General features: G+C 62.9%; 16 protein-coding genes and 2 pseudogenes. 9 read left to right on the top strand and 9 right to left on the bottom strand.

From position 1 onward, the window contains the following. Window positions 1-100 precede the first annotated feature (100 nt). Window positions 101-367 (top strand): hypothetical protein, encoded by a 267-nt coding sequence (locus ACYG9V_RS18775; RefSeq protein ID WP_023688654.1) that lies wholly within the window; start codon window positions 101-103, stop codon window positions 365-367. Window positions 368-710: 343 nt separating this feature from the next. On the opposite strand, the gene ACYG9V_RS18780 is transcribed toward ACYG9V_RS18775, so the two are convergent. The 4 genes from ACYG9V_RS18780 to ACYG9V_RS18795 form a co-directional block, all read right to left on the bottom strand. Continuing rightward, window positions 711-1,259: a hypothetical protein gene (locus ACYG9V_RS18780; protein WP_023673495.1), complete on the bottom strand. Its 549-nt coding sequence runs from the start codon at window positions 1,257-1,259 to the stop codon at window positions 711-713. Window positions 1,260-1,341: 82 nt separating this feature from the next. Beyond that, window positions 1,342-2,409, bottom strand: coding sequence for a YcjF family protein (locus ACYG9V_RS18785; protein WP_023806025.1), 1,068 nt, complete (start codon window positions 2,407-2,409; stop codon window positions 1,342-1,344). Continuing rightward, window positions 2,406-3,884, bottom strand: coding sequence for a YcjX family GTP-binding protein (locus ACYG9V_RS18790; protein WP_023707484.1), 1,479 nt, complete (start codon window positions 3,882-3,884; stop codon window positions 2,406-2,408). Before ACYG9V_RS18790 ends, ACYG9V_RS18785 begins: the two co-directional genes overlap by 4 nt. An 86-nt stretch (window positions 3,885-3,970) precedes the next feature. Continuing rightward, window positions 3,971-4,474 carry a SixA phosphatase family protein gene (locus tag ACYG9V_RS18795; protein ID WP_352764572.1) on the bottom strand — a complete coding sequence of 168 codons (504 nt, stop codon included), beginning with the start codon at window positions 4,472-4,474 and terminating at the stop codon, window positions 3,971-3,973. Window positions 4,475-4,543: 69 nt separating this feature from the next. On the opposite strand from ACYG9V_RS18795, the gene ACYG9V_RS18800 reads away from it, so the two are divergent. Together ACYG9V_RS18800 and dksA are read left to right on the top strand one after the other, a co-directional pair. Further along, a complete protein-coding gene (locus ACYG9V_RS18800; RefSeq protein WP_023696495.1) occupies window positions 4,544-4,723 on the top strand; it encodes a hypothetical protein in 180 nt (59 codons plus the stop codon). A 5-nt stretch (window positions 4,724-4,728) separates the two neighbouring features. After that, window positions 4,729-5,145, top strand: a complete 417-nt coding sequence (gene dksA / locus ACYG9V_RS18805; RefSeq protein ID WP_023673491.1) for an RNA polymerase-binding protein DksA — start codon at window positions 4,729-4,731, stop codon at window positions 5,143-5,145. Window positions 5,146-5,320: 175 nt separating this feature from the next. Here dksA and ACYG9V_RS18810 read toward each other — a convergent pair whose 3' ends face one another. Next, entirely contained in the window at window positions 5,321-6,037 is a 717-nt protein-coding gene (locus ACYG9V_RS18810; RefSeq protein ID WP_023706175.1) for a flagellar biosynthetic protein FliO, read from the bottom strand. 205 nt (window positions 6,038-6,242) lie between these two features. Here ACYG9V_RS18810 and cckA point away from each other — a divergent pair, with 205 nt between their 5' ends. Next, on the top strand, window positions 6,243-8,813 hold the full coding sequence (gene cckA, locus ACYG9V_RS18815; RefSeq protein ID WP_023739993.1) for a cell cycle histidine kinase CckA: 2,571 nt from the start codon (window positions 6,243-6,245) through the stop codon (window positions 8,811-8,813). 84 nt (window positions 8,814-8,897) lie between these two features. Further along, entirely contained in the window at window positions 8,898-9,605 is a 708-nt protein-coding gene (locus ACYG9V_RS18820) for a purine-nucleoside phosphorylase (protein ID WP_023739992.1), read from the top strand. Window positions 9,606-9,610: 5 nt separating this feature from the next. Here ACYG9V_RS18820 and ACYG9V_RS18825 read toward each other — a convergent pair whose 3' ends face one another. Further along, entirely contained in the window at window positions 9,611-9,913 is a 303-nt protein-coding gene (locus ACYG9V_RS18825; RefSeq protein WP_023739991.1) for a ribbon-helix-helix domain-containing protein, read from the bottom strand. A gap of 220 nt (window positions 9,914-10,133) precedes the next feature. Between ACYG9V_RS18825 and ACYG9V_RS18830 the strand changes: the two genes are divergently transcribed. From ACYG9V_RS18830 to ACYG9V_RS18840, 3 genes and pseudogenes are all read left to right on the top strand, one after another. After that, window positions 10,134-10,529 (top strand): VOC family protein, encoded by a 396-nt coding sequence (locus tag ACYG9V_RS18830; protein ID WP_023684616.1) that lies wholly within the window; start codon window positions 10,134-10,136, stop codon window positions 10,527-10,529. Window positions 10,530-10,597: 68 nt separating this feature from the next. Next, window positions 10,598-11,122 carry a twin-arginine translocation pathway signal gene (locus ACYG9V_RS18835; protein WP_023684617.1) on the top strand — a complete coding sequence of 175 codons (525 nt, stop codon included), beginning with the start codon at window positions 10,598-10,600 and terminating at the stop codon, window positions 11,120-11,122. A gap of 51 nt (window positions 11,123-11,173) precedes the next feature. Beyond that, window positions 11,174-12,723, top strand: a pseudogene (locus tag ACYG9V_RS18840) (GMC family oxidoreductase); the annotation flags it as partial. Window positions 12,724-12,808: 85 nt separating this feature from the next. On the opposite strand, the pseudogene ACYG9V_RS18845 reads toward ACYG9V_RS18840, so the two are convergent. From ACYG9V_RS18845 to ACYG9V_RS18855, 3 genes and pseudogenes are all read right to left on the bottom strand, one after another. Next, window positions 12,809-14,389 (bottom strand): annotated as a pseudogene (locus tag ACYG9V_RS18845) (PhoX family protein); the annotation flags it as partial. 12 nt (window positions 14,390-14,401) lie between these two features. Then, window positions 14,402-14,722: a hypothetical protein gene (locus ACYG9V_RS18850; RefSeq protein WP_352764575.1), complete on the bottom strand. Its 321-nt coding sequence runs from the start codon at window positions 14,720-14,722 to the stop codon at window positions 14,402-14,404. A gap of 118 nt (window positions 14,723-14,840) precedes the next feature. Beyond that, window positions 14,841-15,236, bottom strand: coding sequence for a hypothetical protein (locus ACYG9V_RS18855; protein ID WP_023684620.1), 396 nt, complete (start codon window positions 15,234-15,236; stop codon window positions 14,841-14,843). A gap of 313 nt (window positions 15,237-15,549) precedes the next feature. Here ACYG9V_RS18855 and urtA point away from each other — a divergent pair, with 313 nt between their 5' ends. Continuing rightward, window positions 15,550-16,860, top strand: a complete 1,311-nt coding sequence (gene urtA / locus ACYG9V_RS18860) for an urea ABC transporter substrate-binding protein (protein WP_023684621.1) — start codon at window positions 15,550-15,552, stop codon at window positions 16,858-16,860. The last annotated feature ends 8 nt before the right edge of the window (window positions 16,861-16,868 follow it).

A 16,868-nucleotide genomic window follows, 5' to 3' on the forward strand; every position in this document is an offset into this window, starting at 1 on the left:
ACGTTGCGTTTTGCCGCAATCGGCGGCTATGGGACGCCAGGCTTCGGCCGTTGGAAGGCAGCGACGATCAAGTTCTGCCTTCGTGAGGAGAATGACTGACATGAAGAAGTTTTTGCTCGTCGGCGTGGGTGTCGCCATGCTTGCCGCATCGGCCTGTTCGAAGGCGCCTGAATGCACGCAGGAGATTGCCGCCAAGAAGGCGCAGGAGATGACCGCCGCGCTGCAGGAGGCGATCACCAAGGATCCGTCCAAGGCCGCCGACCTGACCGCCAAGGTGCAGGCTGTGACGACCAAATATCAGGGCGCCACCACGCCGGCCGACGCCTGCAAGGCCTATGACGAGCTGACGGCCGCCATCAAGGGCTGATTCTTCGTTCGGAAATTGAGAAAGGCGGTGGCTCGAGTAGCCGCCGCCTTTTTTGCTGGTGTTCTTAAAGCGCATCGCGCTGACACGAAGGACGGCCGGCACGCACAGGACCCTGACACGTTGGCCTTGCTGTGGCTTGGGCCGTCGGAGACGCTGACATCGTCGGTTGCGCGCCACATGTCCGATCGCGGCAGAAAGGTGCCGCACCGAGCGGCCCGTGCTTGAGGAGCGCCGAGCCGGCCGCAAGGTGGCCTGTCATTTTCCGACATCGAGCTGAGCGGAATCGCTCAGCTATCGCGCAGTGCAACCCCGTTCCGCGCTTTTTGGGGGAACCGCTTGAGAGTCAGTTTTTGGCGATGGAGCCAACTTCGACGGCATCGACGCGCTTGAGGCTCATGCCGATGACCGGCACCAGCTGCTGGTCGACGCGCACGGCGATGGTCACCGTCATCGAATTGTCGTCGGGAATGCGGGCCTGCATGACGCCGCGCAGCTGGTTGCGGTTGATGGTGAAGACGACTTTGCGGGCATCGACCACATTGCCGCCGATGATGTCCAGGCCCGACCCCGCGGCGCCGCCCATGAAATTGCCCTTGTAGTCGCGGCCCTTGCGCTCGACGGTCGCCGACATTTTCTGGGTGAAGACACCGACGCGGCAGTCGCCATCGAGCGTCATGCCGGTCTTGTTGTCCGGCGTCGAGCCGTCGAAGCTGCAGGTGAACTTCGTGCCCTTGTATTTGCCGGCGATGATTTCGCCCGGGCCGACCCATTTGCCTTCGACGGTGCGGAAGAACTGTTTGTCGGGCTCGGCTGCAAAGGCTTTCCCGGTCGGGCCCAGAGGTGCTGCAAGCGCGACCAGGGGCAGGACGCAGGACAAGATTACGCTTTTCATAGACGACACCCGGCAACAAGGAGGCTGTTGTTGGACGACCATGAACAAGATTGGTTAATGCTTGGTGACCGCGAGGGGGCGTTCACTTGGTCGAGGCGGGTGCTTCATTCTCTTTTCTGGCCGCAAACGAGGTCAGCGCCGACAGGAAATCGCCCATACCCGGCCGCCTGCCGGCAATGAAGGGCAGGGGCCGCGCCGTCTCCATGGCAGCAATGCCGATACGCGCCGTCATCATGCCGTTGACCACGCCTTCGCCGAGTTTCGCCGAAAGCCGTGCGGCAAGGCCATGGCCGATGATCTGCTGGACAAAGCTGTCGCCGACGGCGATCGAGCCGGTCACCGCCAGATGGGCAAGAACGCTGCGCGCCAGCCGGAAAAAGCCCAGCGTGCCCGGCCTGCCGCCGTAGAGTTCGGACAAGCGGCGGATCAGGCGCCCGGCCTCGAACACGACATAGGCAACGTCTACGAGTGCGCGGGGGCTGACGGCGGTGACCAGCGACACGCGTTTGGCTGCTTCGAGGATCATCACCTTGGCTCTCGCATCGAGCGGCCCGAGAATCTCGGTCTCGGCCAGTCGCACCAGATTGCCGCCATCGATGATCTCGCCGCGCAATTCGGCCAGGGAGCGCCTGCCGGCCGCGGTTTCGGGTTTCGCAGCGACAAAGGCCGAAAGCTCTTCGACGACGGCCCTTGCAGCCTTCGGATCGTCGCGCGCCATGGCATCGAGCGCCCGCTTTTGCAGTTTTTCGACCTCGGCCAGCCGGGCGATAGCCAAGAATTCGCGCACCAGCACGACCGCGAGGGCCAACACGGCAATTGCGGCCATTCCCGCTGCCAGCCACCCCAGCCACTCTGCGCGCTCGAACAGGTCGCGGATGAGTTGGTCGGTCCACAGGCCGACGGCGAGCGAAACCAGCACGCCGACCGCGCCGAAAAACAGGCTGGCAAACAGCGAGCGCCTGCGTGGCGCGGTCGCCGGCGGCGGTTCGGCGGCGACAATGTCGGGTTCCTCGAAGACATCGATCTCGGCCGGCACGACGACGGCGCGCGACTTGCGTGCCGGCGGCTCGGCATGGGGGCGGCGCGTTTCCTGCTTCGGTTCGGCCTCCGGCTCGATGCGGAAAGCTGCCGGTCTGCGGGGCGCGGTCATGCCAGATGGTCTCCGATCAGGAACTGCAAGGCGCGGTCGAGCCTGATATGCGGCAGCGACAGCGTGACGCCTTCAGCGGTGCGTTCGAGCTTTGGCGGGCGAAAGCGCACGAAACGGATCGCCGGATCGTCGCTGCTCTGCCGGTGGTCGGCTTCGGAAACGTCGAAAACCGCGTCAATTTTCTCCGGCAAGTCCCCGGGAAATATGGCGGTTTCGGCTTTGCCATCAAAGGTTTCGCCGTTGATCTTCTCGCCCTTCAGCGGCGTGCCGATGATCACCGGCAGGGTTTCGCGGCCTTGCTTGACCGTGCCTTCGCGCGTCGCGCGCACCGCCGCCATGGCGACCACGTCGACATCGGCGCCGGTGAAATTTGCCCGCGCCACGGCGCGGTCGGCAAGCCGCCGCACGATTGCCTGCAGCCGGTCATGGCTTTCGTGATGCAAATGGTCGGCCTTGGTCGCGGCAACCAGGATGCGGTCGATGCGGCGTGAAAACAGGTCGGTGAGGAAATTGCCTCGGCCAGGACGGAAACAGGAGAGGATTTCGGTCACCGCGCGTTCCAGGTCGGCCATCGCGCCGGGGCCGGCGTTCAGCGCCTGCATGGCGTCGATCACCACGATCTGGCGGTCGAGGCGGGTGATGTGTTCGCGGAAGAACGGTTTCACCACATGCGTCTTGTAGGCCTCGTAGCGGCGCTCCATCATCGCTTGCAGCGAGCCGGAGCGCGGCCGTTTCTCACCCTTGAGCAGCAAGGGCGCGAAGGTCAGCGCCGGCGATCCCTCGAGGTCGCCAGGCATCAGGAAACGGCCGGGCGGCAAGGTCGAAAGCGCCCGCTCGTCGAACTTGCAGGCCTTGAGGTAGGCGGCAAAACTCTCGGCGAGGCGCCGCGCCGTCATCTCGTCGGCGTCGGCATTGGGGTCGATCCTCGCCGACAGCGCCCGCCAGTCCTGCGACAGGTCGGCCCGCACCGGCAGCATAGCCATCTCAAAAGCTTCATGCGAAAAATCGGCGAAGGATTTGCCGAGCAGCGGCAGGTCGAGCAGCCATTCGCCGGGGTAGTCGACGATGTCGACCGACAATCGGCCGCTGGAAAACATCCGGTTCCAACCGGAGGCAGACTCATATTCGATGGTGAGCCTGAGTTCCGAAATGGCGCGCGTCGAGTCCGGCCAGACACGGTCGTTGACCAGGGCGGAGATATGGTCCTCGTACTGAAAACGCGGCACGGCATCGTCCGGCTGTTCCTCGAGGAAGGCGCGAGCGATCCGTCCCGACTTCTGCGCCTCGAACAGCGGCAGGCGCCCGCCATGGATGAGATTGTGGACGAGAGCCGAGATGAACACCGTCTTGCCGGCCCGGGACAGTCCGGTGACGCCCAGCCGAAGCGACGGCGAAAAAAGCCCGCTCGCACGCCCCGACAGCGTATCCAGGGCAATTCTCGCTTCGTCGGTGAAAGTGGTCAGCGATGATGCCAAAATCTGTTCTCTCAGGCGTGCTCTTGCGCCCGATATAGGCTTTGCGGTTCAAGTTTGAAATGGCGCCCGGCCTCGGCCGGCTCGGCTCAGAGATCGACGGGCGTCAGGAAGGCTTCGAGGTAGCCCGCGCCTTGCGCAGTCTCGGTGAGGGTGCCGTCGAAGCGCACGACCGCAAGGCCGGAGGTCGGGAAACCATGGTTCATGATGGCCCGAGCAGCCTCGTCGCCGTCGCCCGAGACCGCCATGGCAAGGTCTTCCGTCATCGGATTGTGGCCGATGACCAGCAGCGAGCCGGGGCCGCCATTGCTGCGGATGATGGCGAGGTAGCCGGCGGCATCCTCGCTGTAGAGCGTGTCGAAGAACAGCACCCGGCCGGTATCGGTGTGGCCGGCGATGCCTTCCAGCGTCTGGCGCGCCCGCTTGGCGTTGGAGCAGAGCGTGATATCGGGGATGTAGTTGCGGGCACGCATCGCAGTCCCCATCATTTCGGCATCGGCAATGCCGGATGCGTCGAGCGGGCGATCGAAGTCGCGCACGCCGGGAAGGGCCCAGCCAGCCTTCGCATGCCTCAACAGATACAGTCTGCTCACCGGACCCCCAATGGTGTGCTGCCCACCAATGACACAACTGGATTAGCCACGAGAAAGGCCTGAGGCACAATGGGCGGCGACGCCCAAGCGCAGCGAATCATGTGCGAATTCGCCCGCGCCCTTGCTATGGAAGGCTTTGCTGAGGATCGCCCGCGCGGCATTAACAATTGCGTGAAACGCGCGCGGATTACGCTTGTGCAGCCTTCTCTGCGCGAATATATAGGCGCCAAATTTGGGGTTGTTGGGTGAGTCGAATGAACGATATCGTTACAGCCAATTACGTACCCTCTGAAGACGAGCCGTTCATGAACGAACGGCAGAAATCCTACTTTCGCCTGAAGCTCGTCACCTGGAAGACCGACATACTGCGCGAAGCGCGCGAAACCCTCGAAATCCTGCAGCAGGAAAACGCCAACCATCCCGATCTCGCCGATCGCGCTTCCTCGGAAACCGACCGCGCCATCGAGCTTCGGGCCCGCGACCGCCAGCGCAAGCTCATTTCAAAGATCGATTCGGCGCTGCAGCGCATCGATGAAGGCACATACGGCTATTGCGAGGAAACCGGCGAGCCGATCGCGCTGAAGCGGCTGGATGCGCGTCCGATCGCGACCTTGTCGATCGAAGCGCAGGAGCGCCACGAACGCCGCGAGAAGGTCTATCGCGACGATTGAGCCGCTGCCGTCAGGCAGGACTGTTTCATCAGAAATGGCCGGGTTTCCCGGCCATTTCTGTTTTTGGCCGAAGGGTTTAGTCCGCCCCCAAGTTAAAGCGCGTCGCGCTGAAACGGACGACACGCTTAAGCGGCGTTCGATCGGGAATCGGCAAGATGTGACGGTTCGCCGGGCTTTATCGTTTCTGGCTGGCGAGTTCGCCGAGCAGCTTGGTCATCTCGTCGTCGAGAGACTGCGGTGCCTTCGCAGCCGGCTTGCTTGCCGGTTTGGGGTGCGAATCGTCGAGCGAGACCTCGAGCTCCCGCATCAGGGTATCGTCGATGGACTCATGCTTCGGTGGCGGGGCCTGCCGGGCAGTATTGGCGGCGGAGCCATAGGCCGGCAGCGGTGTCACATTGCTCGCCTGGTAGATTTGAGCCGGTTTCGGCGCCGGCGCGGCCTGGCGCGGCGGAACGGCGGCCGGAGCAGCCCTTACCGGTTGCGGCGGCGGCGCCTGCCTTGCGGGCGTGGCCGGAGCGGGTTGTGCTGCGCGCGGACGCGGCGCCTGTTGCTGCTGGCCAACACCGCCATCGCCGGTCAATGCCGGACGGCGTGGCGCTGCAAGCCTGATATCGCGCTCGACGACAACGTCGGTTGGGCCGCCGATCAAAAGCAGGTGTTCGATGTCGTCGCGACGAATGAGCACCAGCCGGCGGTGGCTGTCGACTGCCGTGGCGTCCATGACCGCCAGCCGTGTCTTGCGGTTCCTGCCGCCGGCAACGAAGGTGCCGAAGGTCAGGTTGCGGATCAGCCTGATGATGATGAGCACGATGACCAGCAGGACAAGGGCAGCAAACGTCCACAGCAGCGCTGCGGCATATCCGGGACCCGCCACATTATCCAGCCACTGCATCGGTGCCCCCAATCGGCTTTTGAAGTGGAGGGACACTAGACCGTTGCGGCCAGCCACCGCAAGTTGCCTTCACGCTTCGTGAACAGCTTGAAAACACCGACGCGTCATTTTTATCCGACATTTGCCGCCAAGGCCTTTTCCGGATTAGGAGAATGTGATTCAACCGGCCGGGGGCGGTGTCGGACAACTCACGAGCAGGGGGCATATGGCCAGGGAAACGCGCGGCGATTTCTATCCGGTACCGATCGTCGATCAGAACACGCGGCCAGGCGCGGTTACCCGGCTCATCGTGTTCATCATCGTCCTGACTGGGGCCGCGATCGTTTTCGGCATTTTCCGCGAGCGTCTTGGCGATCCGTTCCTGCTCGGCATGCTGGGCGTGCTTGCCATGATCGGCGTCGGCTTCCTGTTCGCCACGGCCATCGGCTTCGTGCAGATCGCGCCGCGTTCGACCGGGGACGAACTGTCGAAGGCCTTCGTCGATTCGATGTCGCAGGGCCTGATCGTCACCGACACCAAGGGCCGCGTCGTCTACGCCAACCGGGCCTACGCCGAGATGACCGGTGCCGCGTCGGCCGCCGATCTGAAGACGGTCGAAGGCCTGCTTTCCGATGTCCCCGAAGCTTCGGTAACCATATACCGGCTGGCCTCGGGCTTGCGCGATGGCCAGGCCGGCGACGGTGAGTTCCGGCTAGCACAGTCGATCCGGCCAGGCGCCGAGCCCGGCGCGCGCTGGTACCGGGCGCGGGCCCGGACCTTCAGCGTTCCCGGTCAGCGCCTGCCGATGCTTGCCTGGCAGCTTGCCGATATCTCGCAGGAACGGGCCGAGCAGGAGCGTTTCTTCCTCGACTTGCAGAAGGCCATCGACCATCTCGACCATGCGCCGGCCGGTTTCTTCTCAGCCGACCAGGAAGGCCGTGTCACCTACATCAACGCCACGCTCGCCGAATGGCTGGGCATCGATCTGGCGAGCTTCACCCCTGGCGCCGTGACACTCCCGGAAATCGTCGCCGGCGACGGCATGGCGCTGGTGCGCTCGGTCAAGGCCGATCCCGGCACCACCCGCAACGCCGTCATCGATCTCGATCTGACGACGACAACCGGCGAGGCGCTGCCGGTGCGCTTCATGCATCGGGTCTCGGCCAGCCGCGAGGGGACCAACGGTCCCACCCGCACCATCGTGCTCAACCGCACCCAGGGCGAGGACGCATCGGCCGATCTTCGGGCTTCGGAGGTACGCTTCACTCGCTTCTTCAATTCGACGCCGATGGCCATTGCCGCCGTCGACAATGGCGGCCGCATCCTGCGCACCAATGCGCCGTTCCTGTCGCTGTTTTCCTCCGTCGTCGACGGCGACGCGGTCGACCGCCGCGTGCGGCTGGACACCGTGATCCACGAGCGCGACCGGCCGGCCTTTGCCGCCGCGTTCGAAAAGGCGCGGCTGAGGCAGGCCGACATCGAGCCGATCGACACGCTGCTGCCCGGCAATGAGGAGCGTCACATCCGCTTCTACGTCAACGCCGTCGCCGACGGCACCGGCGAGGGCGCCGAGGAATCGGCCATCGTCTATGCCGTCGAGACCACCGAGCAGAAGGCGCTCGAGGGCCAGATGGCGCAGAGCCAGAAGATGCAGGCGGTCGGACAGCTCGCCGGCGGCATCGCCCACGACTTCAACAATGTGCTGACCGCCATCATCATGGCGTCGGATCTTTTGCTGACCAATCACCGGCCGTCGGACCCATCCTTCCCCGACATCATGAACATCAAGCAGAATGCCAACCGGGCGGCCTCGCTGGTGCGGCAGTTGCTCGCCTTCTCGCGCAAGCAGACATTGCGGCCGGAAGTGCTGAACCTGACCGACGTGCTTGCCGATCTCCGGATGCTGCTTGCCCGCCTCGTTGGCAACGAGATCAAGCTGAAGGTCGACCACGGCCGCGATTTGTGGCCGGTCAAGGTCGATATCGGCCAGTTCGAGCAGGTGGTGGTCAACCTGGCCGTCAACGCGCGCGACGCGATGCCGGCCGGCGGCGACCTCACCGTGCGCACCCGCAACGTCACCGCCGAACAATGCAAGAGCTTCTCCTACCGCGAGCTCACGCCTGCCGACTATGTCGTGGTCGAGGTCGAGGATAGCGGCTCGGGCATTGCCCCGGACGTGCTGAAGAAGATCTTTGAGCCGTTCTTCACCACCAAGGAAGTCGGCAAAGGCACCGGCCTTGGCCTGTCGATGGTCTATGGCATCATCAAGCAGACCGGCGGTTTCATCTTCTGCGATTCCGAAGTCGGCAAGGGTTCGACCTTCCGCATCTTCCTGCCGCGCCATATCGTGGAGGCGAAGAAGCCCGGCTACGTCAGCGAGGCGCCGGCTGCGCCGGTGAAAGCCGCCGACAGCGCCAAGGACCTGTCGGGCTCGGCCACTGTGCTCCTCGTCGAGGACGAAGACGCCGTGCGCATGGGCGGCTCGCGGGCGCTGACCTCGCGCGGCTATACCGTCCATGAGGCCTCCTCGGGCGTCGAGGCGCTGGAAGTCTTCGAGGCGCTCGGCGGCAAAGTCGATATCGTCGTGTCCGACGTGGTGATGCCGGAAATGGACGGACCGACGCTGCTCGGCGAACTGCGCAAGCGCCAGCCCGACATCAAGTTCGTCTTCGTGTCCGGCTATGCGGAAGACGCTTTCGCCAGAAACCTGCCGCCGGACGCGCAATTCGGCTTCCTGCCGAAGCCGTTCTCGCTCAAGCAGCTGGCCACCGTGGTCAAGGATGTGTTGGAGTCTTAGGGCGCCCTAATTCAAAGCTTGCGCAATGACGTGACGCTGCCATGATTGCAGGCGAAACGGGCGGCGGGTATTGGGGAGCATGTCGTGACGCCGCACAACGAGGCTGCCAGGGGCGACTATGCCGCAACGGTGCTGTTACCGGGCGATCCGCAACGCGCCGAGTGGATGGCAAAGACATTTCTTGAGGCACCGCGCTGCGTCAACCGCCGCCGGGGCGCACTCGGCTTCACTGGTCTCTATCGCGGCCGTCCCATCAGCATCCAGGCCACCGGCATCGGTGGCCCGTCCTTCCTGGTCTATGTGCATGAACTCCTGGATGTTCACGGCGTCAAAACGCTGATCCGCACAGGTACCTGCGGCGGCCTGACACCCCGCGTGCCGCTGCGCTCCTTGGTGATCTCGCAGTCGGTGCGCGCCGAAAGCGACCAAAGCGGCCAGGTCTTCGGCCTCTACGATGCTGCCGGGCCCGATCCCGGCCTGTTCGCCCACGCTTTGGCCTGCGCCGCCCAGCTCGGCATCGACCACCAGGCCGGGCTGACCATCTGCAGCGATGTCTTCTACCACCCTGAAGGGCGCGACCGCTTTGCCGAAGCGCAGGCGCTTGGCGCTCTCGCTGTCGATATGGAAACCAGCGCACTCTACCGAATCGCGGCGCATTTCGGCGCCCGCGCGCTGTCGCTGCTGACCGTCGTCGACAACATCGTGACCGGCGAACAGACTGCCTATTCCGAACGTCAGGCGCTGTTCACCGATATGGCGCGGCTCGGGCTCGACGTTGCGGCGGAAGGCTAGCTTCCTCAGGCCGCTTCGCGCTTCGGCGTCAGCTCATCCATGTCTGGCCGGTGACCGCGCAGATAGAGCGCGCAGGTGGTACGCAGCATCGACGCGAAGTTGGGAATGGCGCCGTTGATCTCGATCGCCTCGTCATAGAGTTTTGAGATGAACTTCGGCGTCGTCAGGCCCTGGCTGTCGGCAATTTCGTCAATCAGCGCCCAGAACGTTCCTTCAAGCTGGATACTCGTAGAGTGACCATCGATGCGGATCGACCGGTTGATCTGTCGATAGCCTTCCGGATCCTGCCCGGCAAAAACCCTGCACATCCTTACCTCCCGATATTGTTGGTTTTGGGCGCAGCGTGTCGCGCCTTCAAGTTGTGGTTGTCCCTGCATGTTCGGCCTTGTGGGCCGAATCGGCAATCGGACTTTCGTCTTTAGGCGCAGGCATAGCAGCGATTGCAAATTTAGCCGTGGTAACCGGCTGCCACCACCTTTCGCGCGTGCCGCCCATAATCGCCTCCAACATGCAGCGGCGGAGACTGATTTGGCGAAGGCAATCCATTCCATGATCCGGGTTCTCCAAGAGGCCAGATCCGTCGATTTCTACAGAAACGCTTTCGGGCTCGATGTCGCCGACAGGCTGGATTTCGAGACATTCACGCTGATTTACCTTGCCAACGCCGAAACGGGGTTCGAGCTCGAACTCACCGTGAACAAGGGCCGCACCGAGCCTTATGGGCTTGGCGACGGTTACGGCCATCTGGCGGTCTCGGTGTCCGATCTCGACAGCGAACACGACCGGATCGGCGCGCTCGGCCTCAACCCCAAGAAGATCGTCGAATTCAACCGCGACGGATCGCTGATCGCCCGCTTTTTCTTCATCGAGGACCCCGACGGCTACAAGATCGAGGTTCTGCAGCGTGGAGGGCGCTTCCAGTAGGGGATTATCAGCCGCATTCAGCCGCGCGGCGCTGTTCAAGGGCGCAAACAGCAAGCAGGGAGGAACAAATGGTCACGATCTATGACGCGAGGCTCTCACGTCGTGAACTTCTCAAACGCGGCGGCATCGGCGCGTTGCTCGTCATTTCCGGCAGCGCCGTCATCAGCCCTGAAAATGCCTGGGGGCTCGAGACATCGGCGCTCAAGCCCGAAACCATGGCAACGCTGATCCAGATGGCGCGCGACATCTATCCGCACGATCAGGTGCCCGACAAATACTACGCCATCGCCGTAAAAGGGCATGATGAGCAGGCCGGCAAGGACGCTGCCTACAAGACGATGATCGAAGACGGCATCGCCAACCTCGACAAGAAGTCGGGCGAGGGCGGCTATCGCGGCCTCGGCTGGGAGGAGCAGCGCGTTGCCGTGCTGCAGCAGATCGAGGCGACGCCGTTCTTCCAGTCCATCCGCGGCGGCCTCGTCGTCAGCCTCTACAACCAGCAGGAGGTGTGGCCGATTTTCGGCTACGAGGGCGAATCCTACTCCAAGGGCGGCTACATCGCGCGCGGTTTCGACGACATAGAGTGGCTCTGAGCCCTTCCGTCGTTCTGAAACCCCGCAAACAGGAATTCATGGGAGGAAACCATGGCAGCTTCATTTGATCTCAACAACGACGGCGTGGTCGTGATCATCGGCTCCGGCGCCGGCGGCGGCACGCTCGGCAACGAACTCGCCCAGAAAGGCGTCGATGTCGTCATCCTCGAGGCCGGCGCGCGCCACGAATACGAGGATTTCATCAACGACGAGTGGGGTTCCTTCAGCCAGCTCGCCTGGACGGACAAGCGCACAACCTCAGGCGACTGGCGGGTGTCGAAGGATTTCCCAGTTTGCCGGCCTGGATCGTCAAATCGGTCGGCGGCTCGACCACGCACTGGGCCGGCGCCTCGCTGCGCTTCCAGGAGCATGAGTTCAGGACGCTCTCGACCTACGGCAAGCTGGAAGGCGCCAACCTGCTGGACTGGCCGGTCACATTGGCCGAGATGGAGCCGTACTACGCCAAGGCGGAAGCCAAGATGGGCGTCACCGGCACCAATGGCTGGCCGCGCCTGCCCGGCAACAACAATTTCAAGGTGCTCAAGGCCGGCGCCGACAAGCTCGGCTATAAGGAATGTCATACCGGCAACATGGCAATCAATTCGGTCGAGCGGGACGACCGCAACTCCTGCCAACAGACCGGCTTCTGCTTCCAGGGCTGCAAATGGGGCGCCAAATGGTCGACGCTCTATACCGAGATCCCCAAGGGCGAGGCCACCGGCCATCTCGAAGTCCGGCCGAATGCCATGGCGATCAAGATCAACCACGACGCCTCAGGCAAGGTGACCGGCGTCGTCTATGCCGACAAGGACGGCAAGCTGCAGGAACAGAAGGCCCGCATTGTCGCCGTCGCCGGCAACTCGATCGAAAGCCCGCGCCTGCTGCTAAACTCCGAGTCAGCGAAGTTTCCGCAAGGGCTTGCCAATTCGTCGGGGCAGGTCGGCAAGAACTACATGCGCCACACCACCGGTTCGTTCTACGCCATTTTCGACCAACCGGTGCATATGTATCGCGGCACCACCATGGCCGGCATTATCCGCGACGAGGCGCGGCACGATCCCTCACGCGGCTTTGTCGGCGGCTATGAATTCGAGACGCTGTCGCTCGGCTTGCCCTTCATGGCCGCCTTCCTCAATCCCGGCAGCTGGGGCCGTTCATTCACCACCGCGCTCGACCACTATGATCACATGGCTGGCCTGTGGATCGTCGGCGAGGACATGCCGCGCGCGGAAAACCGCGTCACGCTGCACAAGGACGAGAAGGACGCGCACGGTATGCCGATCGCGGACGTGCATTTCGATGATCATCCCAACGACACGGCGATGCGCAACCATGCCTACAAGCAGGCCACAGCGCTTTACGATGCGGTCGGCGCGACGCGCTCCTTCCCGACGCCGCCCTATCCCTCAACCCACAATCTCGGCACAAACCGGATGAGCGAAAAGGCGGAAGACGGCGTCGTCAACAAGCACGGCCAAGCGCACGACATCAAAAACCTGTTCGTGTCGGACGGCAGCCAGTTCACCACCGGTGCGGCTGAAAATCCGACGCTGACGATCGTGTCGCTGGCTATCCGCCAGGCCGAATACATCGCTTCGCAATGTCGGCCAAGACGATCTGAGCCGTCCTCCGGGATCGCTACGCGGAACGCGCATGGCGCGTTCCGCCCTTTTTTCCTAGGACTCACTATGCGCCGACCGGCTGTCCGTCCTTGCGGCGGATGGCGACGACGGACGGTCGCGGCAGCTGGCCATCCCTGAAGTCGGGCCACAGCGTCTGCGCCTTGTCGAGCGTCTCTGCATCTTCCGCAGGGTGCTGCACCGACAGGAACAAAGTCGTGCCGTCCGGCGTGAAGCATGGGCCGGTCGCTTCGGCGCCATGCGGGCAGGTGAACAGCAGCTTCGGCAGGCCGCGCGCCGCACCTTCGGTGTCGACGCCATAGACGCCGTCCGGCAGGTCGAAATCATTGGCGCCGTCCGTCGCCACCCACAGCCGCCCCGCCGGGTCGAAGGTGATGTTGTCGGGGCAGACGAACCAGCCATTGTCCGACGTATCCGGATGAAAAGTGGCGCCGACCTTGGCATCTTTCGGGTTGCCGCAGAGCACGAACAGGTCCCAGGCATAGTTTTCGGCCCTGTGGTCGGCGTCCGCGCCGCGGCCGCCAGGCGGGATCAGTTCGACAATATGGCCCCAGAGATTTTCCGGCCGCGTGTTGGCCGGATTGACCTTCGACTGGTCGCGCTTCTTGTTCTTGGTCATCACCGCATAGACGCGGCCGGTCACCGGATTGGTCTCGATGTCCTCTGGCCGGTCCATCGGCGTGGCGCCGAGCGCATCTGCCGCAAACCGCGTCTTCAACAGCACCTCGGCCTGGTCGGCAAAACCGTTCTCGGCGGTAAGCTTGCCCTGGCCGTGCACCAGCGGCAGCCACGTCATCGAGCCATCGGCATCGAAGCGGGCGACCGACAGCACGCCATCGTCGAGCAGATCGGCGCCGGAGGCCGGATTGGCCCTATCATAGGCCTTGGCCGAGACGAAGCGGTACATGTATTCGAAATAGTCGTCATCACCCATATAGACGACAACGCGGCCGTCCTTGTTGAGGACCACGGTCGAGGCCTCATGCGACATGCGGCCAAGTGCCGTGCGCTTCACCGGCCTGGACTGAGGATCGTAAGGGTCGATCTCGACCACCCAGTCGAAGCGGTTGGCCTCGTTCGGTTCCTTGTCGAGGTTGAAGCGGTCATGGAAGCGGCCGCGGCCATAGATATCGGAGCCGTCGAAGCCGTAACGGTCAAGCAGGTCGGCGGTCGGCGCCCTTTTCGGGTCGCCGCCGAAAATGTCGGACACGCCTTCCTCGCAGGTCAGCACCGTACCCCAGGGGGTGAAACCGCCGCTGCAGTTGTAGCTGGTGCCGAGCACTTTGGTGCCAGTCGCGTCGGCCGAGGTCTTCATCAGCGCATGGCCGGCAACCGGTCCGGAAACGGTCATTTCGGTGTTGGCGGTGATGCGGCGGTTCAGCGGACTGTCGGCTACGGTTTCCCACTTGCCGTCCTTCAATTGCACCTCGACGATCGAATGGCCCATCGCGGCCATGCCGAGATCGACCTGTTCCCTGGTCATCGTCTTGCCGGCATCGCCCTCGGTCATCCCCGGAAACATCACATTGGGCGAGATGTATTCGTTGTTGACGCAGAGCAGGCCATGATCAGAATTCACCGTGCCCTTCGGCAGCGGCATGAAGGCGATGTAGTCGCAATTGTAGCCGAAGCGCTTTTCCTATTCCTCCGCCGCGACCTTGTTGCCGTCGAATTCGGCGAGGCCAGCTGCAAGCGGATCGCCCCAGCGCGCGACGATGGTCGTCTCATAGCCTTCGGCGGCGGCATGGGTCTTGTCGTAGACCCGCTTCAGCTCGGGAAAGCCGAGCGTCGACTGCGTTGCGGCGGCATGCGTTTCGCCGGCAAACAAGGAGCCGACAAAGCTGCCGCCGGCAATCAGCGCGCCGGAGGCGAGGCTGCCTTTCAAAAGAGACCGGCGCGAGACGCGCTCGGCAATGATTTCGCGGATGACGGGGGAGGATGAAGACGGTGTATTGGCCATGGTGTCTGCCTCTCAGGGTGGATGTTACGGCGCACCGTTGCCCCTAGTCTGCTTAGGCAACATTCACATGACATAAGAGGAAGGTTTTGCCGCAACTGGGCGCGGCACTACGCATCTCTCAGCCCTTGGTGCAGGTCGAGGCGGTGAAGGCGCCGTCGGGCTGCTTCAGAATGATGTCGAATGACGGGGCGGTCTCGCCGTCCAGTGTTGCCTGTGTCATGGAGACGGAGTTGCCACCGGTGGTATAGCCGCCCAGCGGCCCGAGCCAGGTGATCTCGCCATTGGCGTTCATCTGATAGTTGTAGCCTTGCAGCGCCGTTCCGAACGTCACCGGGCCGGTATAGACATTGCCCTTGATAGTGATGTCGCCGAGGTTGAGGAAGGCGCCGAGCAAATAGACCTCGCAATGATAGGTGCCGTCAGGAAGTTTGCCCTCGCTGAAATCGGCGCGCGCGGCGCCGCTCGTTGCCATCAGCAGCAGGATGCAGGAAATGCGTGAGATGCGAGATGTCATGACGTCTCTCTTTTGAAGGGCGAGCTTGCCCTATTTTTGCGCGGTGCCGCAACATTGTTCGCCCGGAACCCACGGCCGGAGATCAAAAACTAGGCATTTGTCTCAATTGGGCGAAAATTAGGCAAAAGTGGTGTGCGCTGCGCAAATTTGCCTCAATCAATTTTTACCGGCTGCCTTTTTGTTTCTCCAGGCTAATATACCAACCGGCTGATAACGCTCGGCTATTCCATCTTTGTGAGCGGGGCCTTCGCGTTTGGCACGGCAGTTGCTTTGCATTGTCGCGGTGCAATCAAACAGCTTGGGAGTCTTCGGTATGAGGGGTAATTTCTCCACAATAACAAAAATGTTTTCGGCGGGCGTGATCGCCGCCGGCCTGTCGATGTCGTCTCCGGCCAAGGCCGCCGAAGACACGATCAAGGTCGGCATTCTGCATTCGCTATCGGGGACCATGGCGATTTCGGAGACGACGCTGAAAGACGCCATGCTGATGCTCATCGAAGAGCAGAATGCCAAGGGCGGTCTGCTCGGCAAGAAGCTCGAGGCGGTCGTTGTCGATCCGGCCTCCAACTGGCCGCTCTTTGCCGAAAAGGCGCGCGAGCTGATCTCGAAGGACAAGGTCGCCGCCGTGTTCGGCTGCTGGACCTCGGTGTCGCGCAAATCGGTGTTGCCGGTGTTCTCGGAACTCGACAACATCCTGTTCTACCCCGTCCAGTATGAGGGCGAGGAAAGCGAGCGCAACGTGTTCTACACCGGCGCCGCCCCGAACCAGCAGGCGATTCCTGCCGTCGATTATCTCATGAGCGAGGACGGTGGCTCGGTGAAGCGCTGGGTGCTGGAAGGCACCGACTACGTCTATCCCCGAACCACCAACAAAATCCTCGAGGCCTATCTGAAGGCCAAGGGCGTCGCCGCCGAAGACATCATGGTCAACTACACGCCGTTCGGCTTCTCCGACTGGCAGACCGAAGTCTCCGCAATCAAGAAATTCGGCTCGGCCGGCAAGAAGACCGCCGTCGTCTCGACCGTCAATGGCGACGCCAACGTTCCGTTCTACAAGGAACTCGGCAACCAGGGCATCAAGGCCGAGGACATCCCGGTCATGGCCTTTTCGGTCGGTGAGGAAGAACTGGCCGGTCTCGATACCGCGCCGCTGGTCGGCCATCTCGCTGCCTGGAACTATTTCGAGAGCGTCGACACACCCGAAAACAAGAAGTTCATCGCCGACTGGCACAAGTTCATCAAGAATGACAAGCGCACCACCAACGACCCGATGGAAGCTCACTATATCGGCTTCAACATGTGGGTGAAGGCGGTCGAAAAGGCTGGCACCACCGATCCCGACAAGGTCATCGACGCCATGGTCGGCGTGTCCGTGCCGAACCTCACCGGCGGCTATTCGACCATGATGCCGAACCATCACATCACCAAGCCGGTGCTGATCGGCGAGATCCAGGCCGACGGCCAGTTCGAGACCGTGTCGCAGACGCCCGGCCTCGTGATGGGCGACGAATGGTCCGACTATCTGCCCGATTCCAAGGACCTGATTTCGGATTGGCGCGCGCCTCTGTCCTGCGGCAACTTCAACGTTGCCACCGGCAAATGCGGCGGCAAGGGCACGAACTGATCCCTCCC

Source organism: Mesorhizobium sp. W016, assembly GCF_054719485.1.